The 14,695-nt window shown below is 68.1% G+C and carries 17 protein-coding genes; 13 read left to right on the top strand and 4 right to left on the bottom strand.

From position 1 onward, the window contains the following. Positions 1 to 37: 37 nt before the first annotated feature. Positions 38 to 502 (bottom strand): peroxiredoxin, encoded by a 465-nt coding sequence (locus BrevBR_RS00555; protein WP_339999615.1) that lies wholly within the window; start codon positions 500 to 502, stop codon positions 38 to 40. Positions 503 to 659: 157 nt separating this feature from the next. After that, positions 660 to 1,919 carry a tyrosine--tRNA ligase gene (tyrS, locus tag BrevBR_RS00550; protein ID WP_339999614.1) on the bottom strand — a complete coding sequence of 420 codons (1,260 nt, stop codon included), beginning with the start codon at positions 1,917 to 1,919 and terminating at the stop codon, positions 660 to 662. 94 nt (positions 1,920 to 2,013) lie between these two features. Between tyrS and BrevBR_RS00545 the strand changes: the two genes are divergently transcribed. Both BrevBR_RS00545 and BrevBR_RS00540 read left to right on the top strand, forming a co-directional pair. Next, positions 2,014 to 2,550: a DOMON-like domain-containing protein gene (locus BrevBR_RS00545; RefSeq protein ID WP_339999613.1), complete on the top strand. Its 537-nt coding sequence runs from the start codon at positions 2,014 to 2,016 to the stop codon at positions 2,548 to 2,550. Continuing rightward, positions 2,547 to 3,749, top strand: a complete 1,203-nt coding sequence (locus BrevBR_RS00540) for an exo-beta-N-acetylmuramidase NamZ family protein (protein WP_339999612.1) — start codon at positions 2,547 to 2,549, stop codon at positions 3,747 to 3,749. Before BrevBR_RS00545 ends, BrevBR_RS00540 begins: the two co-directional genes overlap by 4 nt. Here the strand turns inward: BrevBR_RS00540 and BrevBR_RS00535 are convergent. Beyond that, positions 3,746 to 5,020, bottom strand: coding sequence for an NAD(P)/FAD-dependent oxidoreductase (locus BrevBR_RS00535; RefSeq protein WP_339999611.1), 1,275 nt, complete (start codon positions 5,018 to 5,020; stop codon positions 3,746 to 3,748). The two genes, BrevBR_RS00540 and BrevBR_RS00535, sit on opposite strands and share 4 nt — an antisense overlap. Before the next feature lie 33 nt (positions 5,021 to 5,053). Then, positions 5,054 to 5,704 (bottom strand): alpha/beta hydrolase, encoded by a 651-nt coding sequence (locus tag BrevBR_RS00530; RefSeq protein ID WP_332640692.1) that lies wholly within the window; start codon positions 5,702 to 5,704, stop codon positions 5,054 to 5,056. A gap of 161 nt (positions 5,705 to 5,865) precedes the next feature. On the opposite strand from BrevBR_RS00530, the gene BrevBR_RS00525 reads away from it, so the two are divergent. The 11 genes from BrevBR_RS00525 to BrevBR_RS00475 are packed head-to-tail and all read left to right on the top strand — an operon-like array spanning position 5,866 to position 14,677. Then, a complete protein-coding gene (locus tag BrevBR_RS00525) occupies positions 5,866 to 6,339 on the top strand; it encodes an Rrf2 family transcriptional regulator (RefSeq protein WP_332640693.1) in 474 nt (157 codons plus the stop codon). Continuing rightward, complete coding sequence (locus tag BrevBR_RS00520) at positions 6,336 to 7,475, top strand: cysteine desulfurase family protein (RefSeq protein ID WP_339999610.1); 1,140 nt, start codon at positions 6,336 to 6,338, stop codon at positions 7,473 to 7,475. Before BrevBR_RS00525 ends, BrevBR_RS00520 begins: the two co-directional genes overlap by 4 nt. Beyond that, complete coding sequence (sufB, locus tag BrevBR_RS00515) at positions 7,475 to 8,941, top strand: Fe-S cluster assembly protein SufB (protein ID WP_339999609.1); 1,467 nt, start codon at positions 7,475 to 7,477, stop codon at positions 8,939 to 8,941. The genes BrevBR_RS00520 and sufB overlap by 1 nt, the downstream gene beginning before the upstream one ends. 13 nt (positions 8,942 to 8,954) lie before the next feature. Beyond that, positions 8,955 to 9,704 (top strand): Fe-S cluster assembly ATPase SufC, encoded by a 750-nt coding sequence (gene sufC, locus BrevBR_RS00510; RefSeq protein ID WP_339999608.1) that lies wholly within the window; start codon positions 8,955 to 8,957, stop codon positions 9,702 to 9,704. Next, positions 9,701 to 10,729, top strand: coding sequence for a Fe-S cluster assembly protein SufD (sufD, locus tag BrevBR_RS00505; RefSeq protein WP_339999607.1), 1,029 nt, complete (start codon positions 9,701 to 9,703; stop codon positions 10,727 to 10,729). Before sufC ends, sufD begins: the two co-directional genes overlap by 4 nt. After that, positions 10,708 to 11,946, top strand: coding sequence for an aminotransferase class V-fold PLP-dependent enzyme (locus BrevBR_RS00500; RefSeq protein WP_339999606.1), 1,239 nt, complete (start codon positions 10,708 to 10,710; stop codon positions 11,944 to 11,946). The genes sufD and BrevBR_RS00500 overlap by 22 nt, the downstream gene beginning before the upstream one ends. Further along, the gene (locus BrevBR_RS00495; protein ID WP_339999605.1) at positions 11,943 to 12,350 is read left to right on the top strand and encodes an SUF system Fe-S cluster assembly protein; all 408 of its coding nucleotides are present in this window, start codon (positions 11,943 to 11,945) and stop codon (positions 12,348 to 12,350) included. Before BrevBR_RS00500 ends, BrevBR_RS00495 begins: the two co-directional genes overlap by 4 nt. A gap of 11 nt (positions 12,351 to 12,361) precedes the next feature. Next, positions 12,362 to 12,751 carry a HesB/IscA family protein gene (locus tag BrevBR_RS00490; protein ID WP_332639530.1) on the top strand — a complete coding sequence of 130 codons (390 nt, stop codon included), beginning with the start codon at positions 12,362 to 12,364 and terminating at the stop codon, positions 12,749 to 12,751. Further along, positions 12,748 to 13,026 (top strand): hypothetical protein, encoded by a 279-nt coding sequence (locus tag BrevBR_RS00485; protein ID WP_332639531.1) that lies wholly within the window; start codon positions 12,748 to 12,750, stop codon positions 13,024 to 13,026. The genes BrevBR_RS00490 and BrevBR_RS00485 overlap by 4 nt, the downstream gene beginning before the upstream one ends. Beyond that, entirely contained in the window at positions 13,023 to 14,012 is a 990-nt protein-coding gene (locus BrevBR_RS00480; RefSeq protein ID WP_332639532.1) for a methionine ABC transporter ATP-binding protein, read from the top strand. Before BrevBR_RS00485 ends, BrevBR_RS00480 begins: the two co-directional genes overlap by 4 nt. Next, a complete protein-coding gene (locus tag BrevBR_RS00475) occupies positions 14,012 to 14,677 on the top strand; it encodes a methionine ABC transporter permease (protein ID WP_332639533.1) in 666 nt (221 codons plus the stop codon). The genes BrevBR_RS00480 and BrevBR_RS00475 overlap by 1 nt, the downstream gene beginning before the upstream one ends. Positions 14,678 to 14,695: the final 18 nt, after the last annotated feature.

Raw genomic sequence — 14,695 nt, 5'->3', positions numbered from 1 at the left:
CTGTGTTACATCTCTGGTTGCAGAGAACAGTCCGTGGTCAGAGCGATTGGGCGGCGGCCAGGACTTCGGCGGCGTGACCCTTGACCGACACCTTGCGCCAGACCCGGCGGACCACGCCCGCGCCGTCGATCAGGAAGGTGGCGCGTTCGATGCCCATGTACTCGCGGCCGTAGAGTTTCTTCTGCACCCAGACGCCCCAGCGGTCGGTCACATCCTCGGGCTCGTCGGAGGCGAGGACGACCTTCAGATCATATTTGGCCTTGAACCGGTCGAGCTTGCGGACGGGATCGCGAGAGACGCCGATGACCACGGCGCCGGCGGCGGCGAAGTCGTCGGCCAGGGCCGAGAAGGCCTGCGCCTCGTTGGTGCAGGTCGGGGTGTCGGCCTTGGGGTAGAAGAACAGGACGACTTTTTTGCCCTTGAGCCCGGGCAGCGATACGCGGCCGCCGCCGTCCGTGGCCATGTCGAATGCGGGGGCTTTCCGGCCTTCGGTGATGTCCAACTCTGTTCCTCCCGTCATCCTCGGGCTTGACCCGAGGATCAGATGTTGATGCGGGCTGTGCGCCCGGGATGGCCCGCCTTTCGTGGGACGCTGGCCATCGACGGAGCACCGGACCGTCTGGCTCTCGGGTCAAGCCCGAGGGTGACGGCCGGTGGGGTCAGATGGGCCGCACCAGCACGATCTTCTTCTTCCCCGCCGCCAGTTTCAGCACGCCGTCGGGGTTGACGTCGCCGGCTTCGATCAGACGGGCGCCGTCGGCGATGGTTTCGTCGTTCAGACGCAGGCCGCCGCCCTGGGCGAGGCGGCGAGCCTCGCCGTTGGAGGCGGTCAGGCCGGCCCGGGTGGCGACCGCGGCGATCATGGCGCCGACGACATCGGCCGTCGGGAGTTCGACGGTGGGCAGGTCGACCGACAACCGGCCCTGTTCAAAGGCGGCTTCGGCCGCGCCGCGGGCGTGGGATGCGGCGTCGGCGCCGTGGAGCATGGTGGTGGCGGCGTCCGCGAGCGTTTTCTTGGCGTCGTTGATGCCGGCGCCTTCCAGCGCCTCCAGCCGGGCGATCTCGTCCAGCGGCAGGTCAGTGAACAGGCGCAGGAATTTGCCCACGTCGGCGTCGTCAACGTTGCGCCAGAACTGCCAGTAGTCATAGGGCGAAAGCTGTTCGGCGTTCAGCCAGACGGCGCCCTGGGCCGTCTTGCCCATCTTGCCGCCCGAGGCGGTGGTCAGCAGGGGGGTGGTCAGGCCGAAGGCGGCCTTGTGGTCGACGCGGCGCACCAGATCGACGCCCGAGACGATATTGCCCCACTGATCCGAGCCGCCCATCTGCAGGGTGCAGTTCCAGGCCCGGTTCAGCTCCAGGAAGTCCACGGACTGCATCAGCATGTAGTTGAACTCGAGGAAGGTCATCGGCTGTTCGCGTTCCAGCCGCAGCTTGACCGAGTCGAAGGCCAGCATCCGGTTGACGGTGAAATGCGTGCCGTATTCCCGCAGGAACTGGATGTAGCCGTAGCCCGACAGCCACTGGTCGTTGTCGAGCATGACGGCGTCGGTGGGGCCGTCGCCGAAGGTGAGGAATTTCTCGAACACGGTGCGGATCGAGGCGATGTTGGACTGGATGGTCTCGTCGGTCAGCTGGGGCCGCGAGGCGTCCTTGCCGGTCGGGTCGCCGACCTTGGTGGTGCCGCCGCCCATCAGGACGATGGGCTTGCCGCCGGCCTGCTGGAGGCGGCGCAGCATCATGATCTGAATGAGCGAGCCGACGTGCAGCGAGGGGGCGGTGGCGTCGAAGCCGATGTAGCCGGTGACCACGCCGGAGGCGGCCGCGGCGTCGAGCTCGGCCGGGTGGGTGATCTGATGGATGTAGCCGCGCGCCTGAAGGGTTTTCAGGAAGTCGGACTGGAAGGCGGGCTCGGCGGTCATGAGTTGGGGATCAGGCTTGGCTTGGGAGGGAAGGGGCGTGTAGCACGGGCGTATGGAAGCGCGAACCGCCGGAGCGTCCGGACAGCGACGGTCTTTGCTGCGCCACGCGGACTCCGCGGGCGAGGCGGCGTCGCGGGTCGAGGTCACGGCCTGGCGTCCGCAGCACGGGCGGCTGGCCCTGCTGTATGTGATTCACGCGCCGGCGGACGAGCTGAAGCTGCCGCCGATGGCTGAGTCGGCGCGGGTCGATCACCTGTGGCGGCATACCTGTCTGGAAGCCTTCATCCGCACGCCCACGGGCGAGGCCTATTGCGAGATCAACCTGTCACCCTCGACCCGCTGGGCCGCCTACCGGTTCGACGGCTATCGCGAGGGGATGGCGAACCTCGACATGCCGCCGCCCCGGATCGAGAGCCGCTCTTATCCGGAGCGCCACGAACTTGAGGCGCTGATCGACCTGGGCGGGGTTCCTGAGCTGGCCCGGTCCGACTGGCGACTCGGGCTTTCGGCTGTCATCGAGGACGCGGACGGCGGCAAGGCCTGGTGGGCGCTGAACCATCCGGCCGGGCAACCCGACTTTCACCAATCCGACGCCTTCGCCTTCGACCTGCCCGCCGTGGAGCCCGCATGAAATTCGGCATCGACCGCCTGTTGTCCGAGCCCGAGCTGAGAGCCGCGCTGAAAGGGCGGCGCGTCGCCCTGCTGGGGCATCCGGCCTCGGTGACGGCGGACCTGACGCATTCGCTGGACGCCCTGATGGCGTGCGACGACCTGAAGGTCACGGCGGCGTTCGGGCCGCAGCACGGCATGCGGGGCGACCTGCAGGACAATATGATGGAGAGCCCGGATTTCACCGATCCGCGGCACGGAATTCCGGTGTTCAGCCTGTACGGCGAGGTGCGCCGGCCGGGCGGTCAGGCCATGGGAACGTTCGACGTCCTGCTGGTCGACATGCAGGACCTCGGCTGCCGCATCTACACCTTCGTGACGACCCTGCTTTACGTGCTGGAAGAGTCGGCGAAACACGGCAAGGCGGTGTGGGTGCTGGACCGGCCGAACCCGGCGGGACGGCCGGTCGAGGGGACGACCCTGCTGCCGGGCTGGGAGAGTTTCGTCGGGGCCGGGCCGATGCCGATGCGGCACGGCATGACCCTGGGCGAGATGGGCCGCTGGTTCATCGACCACTTCAAGCTGGATGTGGAATACCGCGTCGTCGAGATGCAGGGCTGGGCGCCGGATCAGGGGCCGGGCTTCGGCTGGCCGATCGGGGAGCGCAGCTGGATCAATCCGAGCCCCAATGCGGCCAATCTGTCGATGGCGCGCGCCTATGCCGGGACCGTGATGCTGGAGGGCACGACCCTGTCCGAGGGCCGGGGCACGACGCGGCCGCTGGAGCTGTTCGGGGCGCCGGACATCGACGCCCGGGCGGTGATCGCGGAGATGGAGGCGTTCGCACCGGAATGGCTGGAAGGCTGCCGGCTGCGCGACTGCTGGTTCGAGCCGACCTTCCACAAACATGTGCATCAGCTGTGCAACGGGGTGCAGATCCACGTCGACGACCCAGGCTATGACCATGCCGTCTTCAGGCCGTGGCGGCTGCAGGCGCTGGGGTTCAAGGCGATCCGGCGGCTGTATCCGGACTACGCCCTGTGGCGGGACTTCCCGTACGAATACGTGTTCGACAAGCTGGCCATCGATGTGATCAACGGCGGGCCGGGGCTGCGGGAATGGGTCGACGATCCGGCCTCGACACCGGCGGATCTGGAAGCGCTGGCCGGGCCGGACGAGACGGCGTGGGTGGAGCTTCGGAAGCCGTATCTGCTCTACTAATGCAGCTTCAGCCGCCCCGAGACGCGGCGGTGGAGCAGGCGCGATACAGCCAGAAGCACGGTCCGGCGCACGCCGATGATGGCGCGGTGGTGGTCGAGATGCAGGGCCATATAGGCCCATTTGGCCAGCAGGCCCTCGATCAGGAAGTCGGGCCCGCCCAGGGCGCCCATCAGCGACCCGACGCCGCGGTCGCCGCCCAGCGACACCAGCGAGCCCCGGTCCCGATAGACATAGGGGCCCGGATCACTGTCGGGACGGCCGAGGGCGCGGGCCAGGTACGCGGCCTGCTGGGCCGCGGCCTGGGCCCGGGCGGGAACGGGGCGGCCGTCGGGACCCGGCGCCTCGGCGCAGTCGCCCATGGCGTAGACGCCGGCGGCGGAGGTGCGAAGCCGGTCGTCGACGATGAATTGGTTGAGCCGCCCGATCTGGAGACCATAATCCCGATTGCTTCGCGGCGCCTTCACTCCCGCGGCCCAGACGATCAGATCGGAGGGCACAAAACCCTGGCTGGTCTCGAGGCCGTCGCTGCGGACCCGCTCGACCCGGGCGCTCGTCAGAATGCGGACTCCCTTGGCGCCCAGCGCCCGCGCGGCCTTGTCCGACACCCGTTCGGGAAGTCCGCCGAGGATGCGCGGGGCGGCTTCCACCAGGGTGACCGTCAGGCCGAATTTCTGGCTTTCGGTCAGGCCTGCGGAGAGTTCGTCATGGCCCTCGATCAGCTCGGTGGACAGTTCCACCCCCGTGGCTCCGGCGCCGACGATGGCGATGCTCAGGGCGTGGTGCTCCGACCAGGCGGCGGCGAGGAAGGCGGCGGTCAGGCGGGCGTTGAAGGCCTCGGCGTCGGCGACATTCTCCAGCAGATGGGCGTGTTCGGCCGCGCCCGGCGTATCGAACAGGTTGGAGCCGCTGCCGATGGCCAGCACCAGCGTGCCGAAGGCGACGGTGCGTTCCGGGATCAGCTCGCGGCCGTCCTCGCCGAGGACCGGCGACAGGGACAGGGTCCGGGCCGCGGCGTCGAGGCCGGCCAGTTCGCCGAATGCGAAGCTGAAGTGATTGCGGCGGGCCAGCACCGGATAGGACAGCCCTTCCTGATGTGAATCCAGGGAGCCGGCCGCGACCTCGTGCAGGGTCGGCTTCCACAGATGGAAGATGGAGCGGTCGATCAGCAGCACGCGCCGTCGGCCCTCGACGGGGCCGAACCGGCGGCCGAGGCGGGCGGCCAGTTCGAGGCCCCCGGCGCCGCCGCCGACGATGACGATGTCCTGTTGCATCCGGATCTCCATACGCCGGATCCGGATGTGGGATCAGGCCGGCTTTTCGGCCAGCCGTTTGTCGAGATAGGCGCCGACGCGGCGTTCGACGGCGTCGATATGGTCCTGCCAGAAGTGGGTCGCGCCCTCTTCCAGTTCGTAGTCGATGACGATGCCCTTCTGGGTGCGCAGCTTGTTGACCACGCGCTCGACCTCGACCGGCGGAACGACGGTGTCGGCGGTGCCGTGCAGGAACAGGCCCGAGGCCGGGCAGGGGGCCAGGAAGCTGAAATCGTACATGTTCGAGGGCGGCGAGACCGAGATGAAGCCATCGGTCTCGGGCCGGCGCATCAGCAGCTGCATGCCGATATAGGCGCCGAACTGATAGCCGGCGACCCAGGTCTGGGAGGCGCCGGGGTTGTTGGCCTGCAGCCAGTCCAGGGCGGTGGCCGCGTCGGCCAGTTCGCCGATGCCGCTGTCGAATTCGCCCTGCGACTTGCCCACGCCGCGGCTGTTGTAGCGCAGCGTCGCGAAGCCGCGCTTCTGGAACAGCTGGTACAGGGTCACGGTGACCGGGTTGTTCATATGGCCCGCCGCCTTGGGGTGCGGATGCAGTATCAGGGCGATCGGCGCGTTCGGGCGTTTGCCTGGCGAATAGCGGCCTTCGATACGGCCGGAGGCGCCGGGCAGGATGACTTCAGGCATGGGCTATCGAAAATCCCGTGTTCAACTGACGTTTCGCACCTGCGTAATACTTGACCGCAGCGGTAGGACTTTCTAAGTCCAGCTTGCGCGCCGACGCCTTTGCGAAGGCGCGGGTTCTAGCACAGGACCCTCGAAAAGCGCGCGATTTTTGAAGGTGCTCGATGCGTCTGTCGACCAAGGGACGATACGCCGTGATGGCGATGGCCGATCTGGCCAGGAACGGACAGGCCGACGGCGTGGTCCGGGCCGTGTCGCTGGCTGAGATTGCGACCCGTCAGGAGATTTCGCTCAGCTATCTGGAGCAGCTGTTCGCCCGGTTGCGCAAGAGCGGTCTGGTGCAGAGCGTGCGCGGTCCCGGCGGCGGCTATCGGCTGGCCAAGGGGGCGCAGGAGACGGTGATCGCCGAGATCGTGCTGGCGGTCGACGAGCCTATCCGCGCCACCCGCTGCATCGGCCATTCGTCGCCCAAGGGCTGCATGATGGCGGGCGAACGCTGCATCACCCACAATCTGTGGGAGGACCTTGGCGACGAGATCCACCGCTATCTGGCCGGGGTGTCGCTGGAAGACGTGGTGATGAACCGCACCGGCGCCCGCCGCCGTACGAGTGAAGCCGAGGTTGGAGTAGCCGCGTGAACCCCGTGTACCTTGATTACAACGCCTCGGGCCTGGTGCGGCCCGAGGTGCAGGACGTGATGGCGAAAGCCCTCGCGGACAACGGCAATCCGTCGGCCGTCCACGCGGCCGGACGCCGGGCGCGGGCGCGGATCGAGACGGCGCGAGCGCAGGTGGCCGAACTGGTCGGCGCCGATGCGCAGTCGGTGGTTTTCTCGTCGGGCGGGACCGAGTCCAACGCCCAGGCCATCATCAGCGCCATCGCGGCGGGCTGCGAGCGGCTGATCGTCGGCGCGACCGAGCATCCGTGCGTGGCCGAGGCGGCGACGGCGTCGGGCAAGCCGGTCAAGATGCTGCCCGTCGACTCGCGCGGCGTGGCGGACCTGAACAAGCTGCGGCAACTGCTGGGTCAGCCCGGCAAGGCCGTCGTGGCCATCCATCATGCGAACAACGAGAGCGGCGTCATCCAGCCGATCGCGGAGGCGGCGCGGCTGGTGCGCGCGGCGGGCGGCTGGCTGCACGTCGACGCCATCCAGTCGGCGGGAAAAATTCCGGTCGATATCCGTGAACTCAGGGCCGACAGCCTGACCCTGTCCGCTCACAAGCTGGGCGGCCCACAGGGCGTGGGCGCGCTGGTGCTGGGCGAGGGCCGCGAGGCCGTGCGCATCCTGCACGGGGCGGGACAGGAACGCGGGCTGCGGGCGGGCACGGAGAATGTCCCGGGGATCACCGGCTTCGGCATGAGCGCGGTCTGCGCCGCGCGCGACCTGCCGACGGCGCAGTCGCACGCCACCTGGCGGGACGCGGCCGAGGCCGTGGTGAGGAAGGCCGGCGCGACCATCATCGGCGAGGGCGCCGAGCGACTGCCCAACACCCTGTTCATGGCCGTGTCCGACTGGGAAAGCCCGCAGCAGCTGATCACTCTGGACCTTATGGGACTGATGGTTTCGGCCGGGTCGGCCTGTTCGTCGGGCAAGACCAAGCCCTCGCGGGCAATCCTGGCCACCGGGCTGATCGACAAGGCCACGGGCGGCATCCGCATCTCGGGCGGCTGGGGCACGGTCGAGGACGACTGGAAGCGGTTCGCCGCCGCCTGGGTCGAGGCCTACGCCAAACATCGCCAGCGCGCAGCCGCACGGTCGAAAGAAGACGCCTGATGGCCGCCGTCCAACAGACCATCGACGCGGTCGCGGCCCTCGAGAAATACGAGCACGGCTTCACGTCCGAGATCGATACCGAGTTCGCGCCCAAGGGGCTGAACGCCGACATCGTGCGCTTCATCTCGCAGAAGAAGGGCGAGCCGGAATGGATGCTGGAATGGCGTCTGGCCGCCTATGAGCGCTGGCTGGCGATGGAGGAGCCGATATGGGCGTCGGTGAAATACACGCCGGTCGACTATCAGGACCTGTTCTACTACGCCGCGCCGAAGAAGAAGGAGGGGCCGAAGAGCCTCGACGAAGTCGATCCGGAGCTGCTGGCCGTCTACGCCAAACTGGGCATTCCGCTGAGTGAGCAGGCGGTGCTGGCGGGGGTCGAGGGCGCGCCGAAATACGCCGTGGACGCGGTGTTCGACAGCGTCTCGGTAGTCACCACCTTCAAGGCCGAGCTGGCCAAGGTCGGGGTGATTTTCATGCCGATTTCCGAGGCCTTGCGCGAACATCCTGAGTTGGTTCGCAAATATCTGGGTTCGGTGGTGCCGGTCTCGGACAACTATTTCGCGGCGCTGAACAGCGCGGTCTTTTCGGACGGGTCGTTCGTCTACATCCCGCCGGGCGTGCGCTGCCCGATGGAGCTGTCGACCTATTTCCGCATCAATGCCTCGAACACCGGCCAGTTCGAACGGACCCTGATCATCGCCGACAAGGGCAGCTACTGCTCGTATCTGGAGGGCTGCACGGCCCCGATGCGCGACGAGAACCAGCTGCATGCGGCGGTGGTCGAACTGGTCGCGCTGGACGACGCCGAGATCAAATATTCGACGGTGCAGAACTGGTACCCCGGCGACGCCGAGGGCAAGGGCGGCATCTACAACTTCGTCACCAAGCGCGCCGACTGCCGGGGCGACCGGTCGAAGGTGTCGTGGACCCAGGTCGAGACCGGCTCGGCGGTGACGTGGAAATATCCGTCCTGCATCCTCAAGGGCGAGGAAAGCTCGGGCGAATTCTATTCGATCGCCATCACCAACGGACATCAGCAGGCCGACACCGGCACCAAGATGATCCATCTGGGCAAGAATTCGCGGTCGCGGATCATCGCCAAGGCCGTGTCGGCGGGGAAGTCGGACTCGACCTATCGCGGTCTGGTGTCGGTGCATCCGAAGGCGACCGGGGTGCGCAACTTCACCCAGTGCGACAGCCTGCTGATCGGCAAGGACTGCGGCTCACACACCGTGCCCTATATCGAGGCCCGCAACGGCTCGGCCCAGCTGGAGCACGAGGCGACGACGACGCGCCTGTCGGACGACCAGCTGTTCTACGCCCAGCAGCGCGGCCTGTCGCAGGAGGAGGCGGTGGCCCTGCTGGTCAACGGCTTCGTCCGCGACGTGATGCAGAAGCTGCCGATGGAGTTCGCCGTCGAGGCCCAGAAGCTGGTGGCGATCAGCCTCGAAGGCTCGGTCGGATAATCAAGAAGAAACAATGCTCAGTATTCAAAACCTCCATGTCTCCGTCGGCGACAAGCCGATCCTCAAGGGGCTGACGCTCGACGTTCCGGCGGGCGAGGTGCACGCCATCATGGGGCCGAACGGGGCCGGCAAGTCGACGCTGGGCTACGCCGTGGCCGGGCGGCCCGGCTATGAGGCGACCGAGGGCGGCGTGTCGTGGAAGGGCGAGGACCTGCTGGGTCTGGAGCCGGCCGAGCGGGCGGCCAGGGGCGTCTTCCTGTCGTTCCAGTATCCGATCGAGATCCCGGGCGTCCCGGCCCTGACCTTCGTGCGCACGGCGCTGAACGCCCAGAGGCGGGCGCGCGGCGAGGACGAGGTCTCCGCGCCGAACTTCCTGAAGCTGGTCAAGGCGGCGTCGGCGGCGCTGAAGATGGATTTCGACATGCTGAAGCGGCCGCTCAACGTCGGCTTCTCGGGCGGCGAGAAGAAGCGGATGGAGATCCTGCAGATGGCCCTGCTGGAACCGTCGCTGCTGATCCTCGACGAGACCGATTCGGGCCTCGACATCGACGCCCTGCGCATCGTGGCCGAGGGGGTCAACGCCCTGCGCAGCCCCGAGCGGGCCATGCTGGTGATCACCCACTATCAGCGGCTGCTGGACTACATCAAACCCGACCGGGTGCATGTGCTGGCGGCGGGGCGGATCGTTGACTCGGGCGGGCCCGAGCTGGCGCACGAGCTCGAGGCCGAGGGCTACGACAAATACATGGTGCAGGTCGCGTGAACGCCCGTCCGCGCATCGATCTGAAGGACGCCTCCAGCTTCCCCTCGCGCCGGGTCGAGGCGTGGAAATATTCGGACCTGCGTCGCCATCTGCGCGAGGCGCCCGCGCCCTCGCCCTCGGCGACGGTGCCGCTGGTCGGCGGCGGGCCGTTCGAAGGGCTGGGCGGCGAGGCCATGGTCTTCGTCAACGGCCGGGCCGTGAACGAGACCCAGCTGATGATCTCGGGCGACAGGACCGTGCGGCTGCGCCTGATCTCGCGCGCCGAGGGCACGGGGCACGCCCTGACCGCGCGCATCTCGGTGCGAGCCGGGGCGAGGCTGCTGCTGCTGGAGACCCATGAGGGCGGCGGCTCGGCCTATGTCGCCCACAACCGTCTGGAGCTGGACGTGGCGCGGGGCGCCGAGGTGACCCGGTTGGTTCTGGCCGACGAGCCGGAGGACGCCATCTCGATCACCGAGGCGCAGGTGCGGGTCGAGGCGGGCGGCTTCTATCGCCAGACCATCCTGACGACCGGCGCCAAGCTGCAGCGTCAGGAGACGCAGGTCGTCCATCGCGCGCAGGGCGCCGACGTGCGGCTGGACGGCGTCTATCTGCTGTCGGGCGCACGGCAGGCCGACCTGACCACGGTGGTCGATCATGTGGCCGCCAATGGCGTCACCAGCCAGCTGACCAAGGGCGTGGTGCGCGACACGGCGCGCGGCGTCTTCCAGGGCAAGATCGTGGTCGAGCGCGGGGCCGACGGCACGGATGCGCGCATGGGCCACCACGCCCTGATCCTGGGCGAACGGGCCGAGGTGGACGCCAAGCCCGAGCTGGAAATCTACGCGGACGACGTGCAGTGCGCGCACGGAAACACGGTCGGCAATCTGGACGAGCGCGCGCTGTTCTACATGCAGCAGCGGGGTATTCCGGCCGACGAGGCGCGGGCCCTGCTGACCGAGGCCTTCCTGATCGAGGTGGTCGACCGGATCGAGCATGAGGGCGCGAGAGAGGTGGTGCGGGAATGGCTGACGGCTCGCCTGTGACCTTGTTCGATCCCTACGCGGTTCGCGCACAGTTCCCGATCCTGTCGCGGTCGGTGAACGGCCGCCCGCTGGTCTATCTGGACTCGGCCGCCTCGGCGCAGAAGCCGCGGTCGGTGATCGACGCCATGACGGCGGCCATGGAGGGGTCCTACGCCAACGTCCATCGCGGCCTGCATACGCTGGCGAACGAGACCACCGAGGCCTTCGAGGCGGCGCGCGAGAGCGTGGCGCGGTTCGTCAATGCAGAGGCGGCGTCCAATATCGTCTGGACCAAGGGCGGGACCGAGGCGATCAACCTCGTGGCGGCGGGAATCGGCCAGTCGATCCAGCCGGGAGACGAGATCATCGTCAGCCAGATGGAGCACCACTCCAACATCGTGCCCTGGCATCTGCTGCGCGAGCGGCGCGGGGCGGTGCTGAAGTGGATCCCGGTGCTGGACGACGGCTCGCTGGACATGGCGGCTTACGCCGGGCTGCTGGGGCCGAGGACGAAGGTCGTCGCGGTGACACACATGTCGAACGTGCTGGGCACCATCAATCCGGTGCATGCGATCACGGAGATGGCGCACGCGGTCGGGGCGAAGGTGCTGATCGACGGCTGCCAGGGCGCGGTGCATGCGGCGCCCGACGTGCAGGCGATCGGCTGCGACTTCTACGCCTTCACCGGCCACAAGCTGTTCGGTCCGACGGGCATCGGCTGCCTGTACGGCACGGCCGGGGCGCTCGAGGCCCTGCCGCCGTATCAGGGCGGCGGCGAGATGATCGAGACGGTGACGATGGACCGCGTGACATACGCGAAGCCGCCGCACCGGTTCGAGGCGGGAACGCCGCCGATCCTCGAGGCCATCGGTCTGGGGGCGGCGATCGACTGGCTGTCGCGGTTCGACCATGGCGCGGTCGCGGCGCATGAACGCGCGCTTTACGCCCATGCCCGCAAGCGGCTGGAGGGCGTCAACTGGCTGCGGCTGATCGGCGAGGCGGAGGGGAAGGGGGCCATCCTGACCTTCACCGTCGAGGGCGCCCACGCCCATGACATCGCCCAGGTGATGGACCGGTATGGCGTCGCCGTGCGCGCCGGCCTGCACTGCGCCGAGCCGCTGGCGGAACGTTTCGGCCTGACGTCGAGCGTTCGGGCCAGCTTCGCCCTATATAATACGATCGAGGACGCCGACGCCTTCGCCGACGCCCTGATCAAGGCCCGTGAGTTCTTCGTATGAGCGACCCGACGACCCAAAATGCCGATGTGGCCACCGACAGCGCGGCCTTCGCCGAAGCCTGGGACGCCCCGCAGAAGAGCGCCCTGGCCCAGGCCGAGATCGACCGGATGACGGACGACATCATCGAGGCGCTGAAGTCGGTGTTCGACCCGGAAATTCCGGTCGACATCTATGAGCTGGGCCTGATCTACAAGGTGGACCTGTCCGACGACCGCGACGTCGTGGTCGAGATGACCCTGACCGCCCCGGGCTGTCCCGTGGCCGGCGAAATGCCGATCTGGGTCGAACAGGCCGTCGGCAAGGTCAAGGGCGTGAAGTCGGTGAAGGCCGAGCTGACCTTCGATCCCCCGTGGGATCCTTCCAAGATGAGCGACGAGGCCAAGCTGGCCCTGAACATGTTCTGATGGACCGATCGATGACCGAGCTTCAGACCACGACCCGTCCCCGCCGTCCGCGTCCCGCCGTCGTCACCCTGACCGAGGCGGCGGCCGAACGGGTGCGCGCCCTGACCGAGGCGGGCGGGCACAAGGCGCTGCGCGTCGGGCTGAAGAATGCGGGCTGCGCGGGGCAGGAGTACACCTTCGCCTTCGCCGACGAGATCGGACCGCTGGACGAGGTGGTGACCGACAAGGGCGCGACCGTCGTGGTCGACCCCAAGTCGATCCTGTTCCTGATCGGGTCCGAGATCGATTACGAGACGACGAAACTGGCCTCGAAATTCGTGTTCAGGAATCCGAACCAGACCGACGCCTGCGGCTGCGGCGAGAGCGTCACCATCATTCCGGCCAAGGCGCTGGAAGGGTGAGCCCTGACGACGACCTGAACGGCCTGAGCCGTGAAGCGCTGATCGCTGAAGTGGTCAAGCTGCGCGCGGGCGTGCGGGCGCATCGCGATTCCACGCTGCACGAGCTGTGCTGGCATCATCCGAAGCTGTGGGACCTGCTGCCCGAGAAGACCGACCCAGCCATCGCCGTACCCGAGTGGCCCCAGTTCATGCGCGGCTGCATCCACTATCGCCAGTCGCTGGACGAGCAGCGTCCTGACGCGCCGCGCTCGGACACGGAGTTCAGCGGGCGATGATCCGGCTTGAGGGGGTGACGAAGCGCTTTCGCAGCGCGGCGGGCGAGCGCGTGGCGCTGGATACGGTCGATCTGACGGTCGCGGCGGGTCAGGTATTCGGAGTGGTCGGGCGGTCGGGCGCCGGAAAATCAACATTGATTCGAACCATCAATCTGCTGGAGCGGCCCGACGCGGGGCGGGTGACGGTGGACGGGCGGGATATGACCGCGCTGAACCCCGCCGAGCTCCGGGCGGCGCGGCGGCGGATCGGCATGATCTTCCAGCATTTCAACCTGCTGAACGCGAAGACGATCGCCGAGAACGTGGCGTTTCCGCTGCGACTGGAAGGCCGCCCGGCGGCCGAAGTGGACCGGCGCGTGGCGGATCTGCTGGAACAGCTGGGGCTGTCGGAGCATGCGCGGAAACATCCGGCGCAGCTCTCGGGTGGACAGAAGCAGAGGGTGGGCATCGCCCGGGCCCTGGCGTGCGAGCCGGGCGTGCTGCTGTGCGACGAGGCGACCAGCGCCCTGGATCCCGAGACGACGGACGAAATCCTGACCCTGCTGGACCAGCTGAACCGCGACCTGAAGCTGACCATCGTGCTGATCACCCACCAGATGGAGGTGGTGCGCCGCGTCTGCGACCGGGTGGCCGTGCTGAAGGACGGGCGGGTTGTCGAGGAGGGGGCGACCGCCGACGTCTTCCTGCATCCGAAGCACGCCGCCACCCGCGCCATGCTGGCCGAGGGCGAGGAAGGGTTCGAGGCCGCCGACGCGCCGCCGGGCGGGCGGCTGGCGAAACTGACCTTCCGCGGCGGCTCGACCTATGAGCCGGAGCTGAGCCGCGTCGCGCGGTCGGTGGGGGTGGACTATTCGATCCTGTCGGGACGGATCAGCCGTATTCGCGGCGAGCCCTATGGCCAGCTGGTCGTGGCCTTCACGGGCGGCGACGCCGAGGCGGCCGTTGCGCAACTGACCGCACGCGGCGTCATGGTTGAGGCGGCGTGATGGAGGCCTTCTTCGCCAATATCGACTGGCCCGAGATCGCCCGGGCGACCCGGGACACCCTGCTGATGCTCGGCGGATCGATGGTCCTGACCGTGGCGTTCGGCGTTCCGCTGGGCGTATTGCTGTACCTGTCCGGGAAGGGGCGGCTGGCGGCCAATCCGGTGCTCAACGCGGTGCTGTCGCTGATCGTCAACATCCTGCGGTCTGTGCCCTTCATCATCCTGCTGATCGTCATGCTGCCGGTGACGGTTCTGCTGGTCGGGACCTCGCTGGGCGTGGCCGGGGCCATTCCGCCGCTGGTCGTGGGGGCCGCACCCTTCTATGCGCGCCTTGTCGAGACGGCGCTGCGCGAGGTCGACAAGGGGGTGGTCGAGGCCACCCAGGCCATGGGGGGCTCGACCTGGCAGATCGTCACCCGCGCCCTGCTGCCGGAGGCCATGCCCGGCATCATCGCCGGCGCCACCGTGACCGCCATCGCCCTGGTGTCCTATACCGCCATGGCCGGCGTGGTCGGGGCTGGCGGTCTGGGCGACCTGGCCATCCGCTTCGGCTACCAGCGGTTCCAGACCGATGTCATGGTGGTCACTGTCGTCCTGCTGCTCCTTTTGGTGCAGGCTCTGCAAATGCTCGGCGATCGTCTCGTCGGTTCCGTTTCCCACCGCTGATCGCTCCCCCGAAAGGCC

Origin of the sequence: Brevundimonas sp. BR2-1, from assembly GCF_037626195.1 — a bacterium.
In the GTDB taxonomy this organism is placed as follows: Bacteria; Pseudomonadota; Alphaproteobacteria; order Caulobacterales; family Caulobacteraceae; genus Brevundimonas.
This window is presented reverse-complemented; position numbering and strand designations above follow the sequence as displayed.

Bases quoted from the DNA above. Each gene is read 5' to 3' on its own strand.
- BrevBR_RS00500 (WP_339999606.1), top strand. From the start codon at position 10,708: ATGGCTGACGGCTCGCCTGTGACCTTGTTCGATCCCTACGCGGTTCGC.
- tyrS (WP_339999614.1), bottom strand. From the start codon at position 1,919: ATGACCGCCGAGCCCGCCTTCCAGTCCGACTTCCTGAAAACCCTTCAG.
- sufB (WP_339999609.1), top strand. From the start codon at position 7,475: ATGGCCGCCGTCCAACAGACCATCGACGCGGTCGCGGCCCTCGAGAAA.
- BrevBR_RS00530 (WP_332640692.1), bottom strand. From the start codon at position 5,704: ATGCCTGAAGTCATCCTGCCCGGCGCCTCCGGCCGTATCGAAGGCCGC.
- BrevBR_RS00525 (WP_332640693.1), top strand. From the start codon at position 5,866: ATGCGTCTGTCGACCAAGGGACGATACGCCGTGATGGCGATGGCCGAT.
- sufC (WP_339999608.1), top strand. From the start codon at position 8,955: ATGCTCAGTATTCAAAACCTCCATGTCTCCGTCGGCGACAAGCCGATC.
- BrevBR_RS00480 (WP_332639532.1), top strand. From the start codon at position 13,023: ATGATCCGGCTTGAGGGGGTGACGAAGCGCTTTCGCAGCGCGGCGGGC.
- BrevBR_RS00490 (WP_332639530.1), top strand. From the start codon at position 12,362: ATGACCGAGCTTCAGACCACGACCCGTCCCCGCCGTCCGCGTCCCGCC.
- BrevBR_RS00535 (WP_339999611.1), bottom strand. From the start codon at position 5,020: ATGCAACAGGACATCGTCATCGTCGGCGGCGGCGCCGGGGGCCTCGAA.
- BrevBR_RS00475 (WP_332639533.1), top strand. From the start codon at position 14,012: ATGGAGGCCTTCTTCGCCAATATCGACTGGCCCGAGATCGCCCGGGCG.
- BrevBR_RS00540 (WP_339999612.1), top strand. From the start codon at position 2,547: ATGAAATTCGGCATCGACCGCCTGTTGTCCGAGCCCGAGCTGAGAGCC.
- BrevBR_RS00495 (WP_339999605.1), top strand. From the start codon at position 11,943: ATGAGCGACCCGACGACCCAAAATGCCGATGTGGCCACCGACAGCGCG.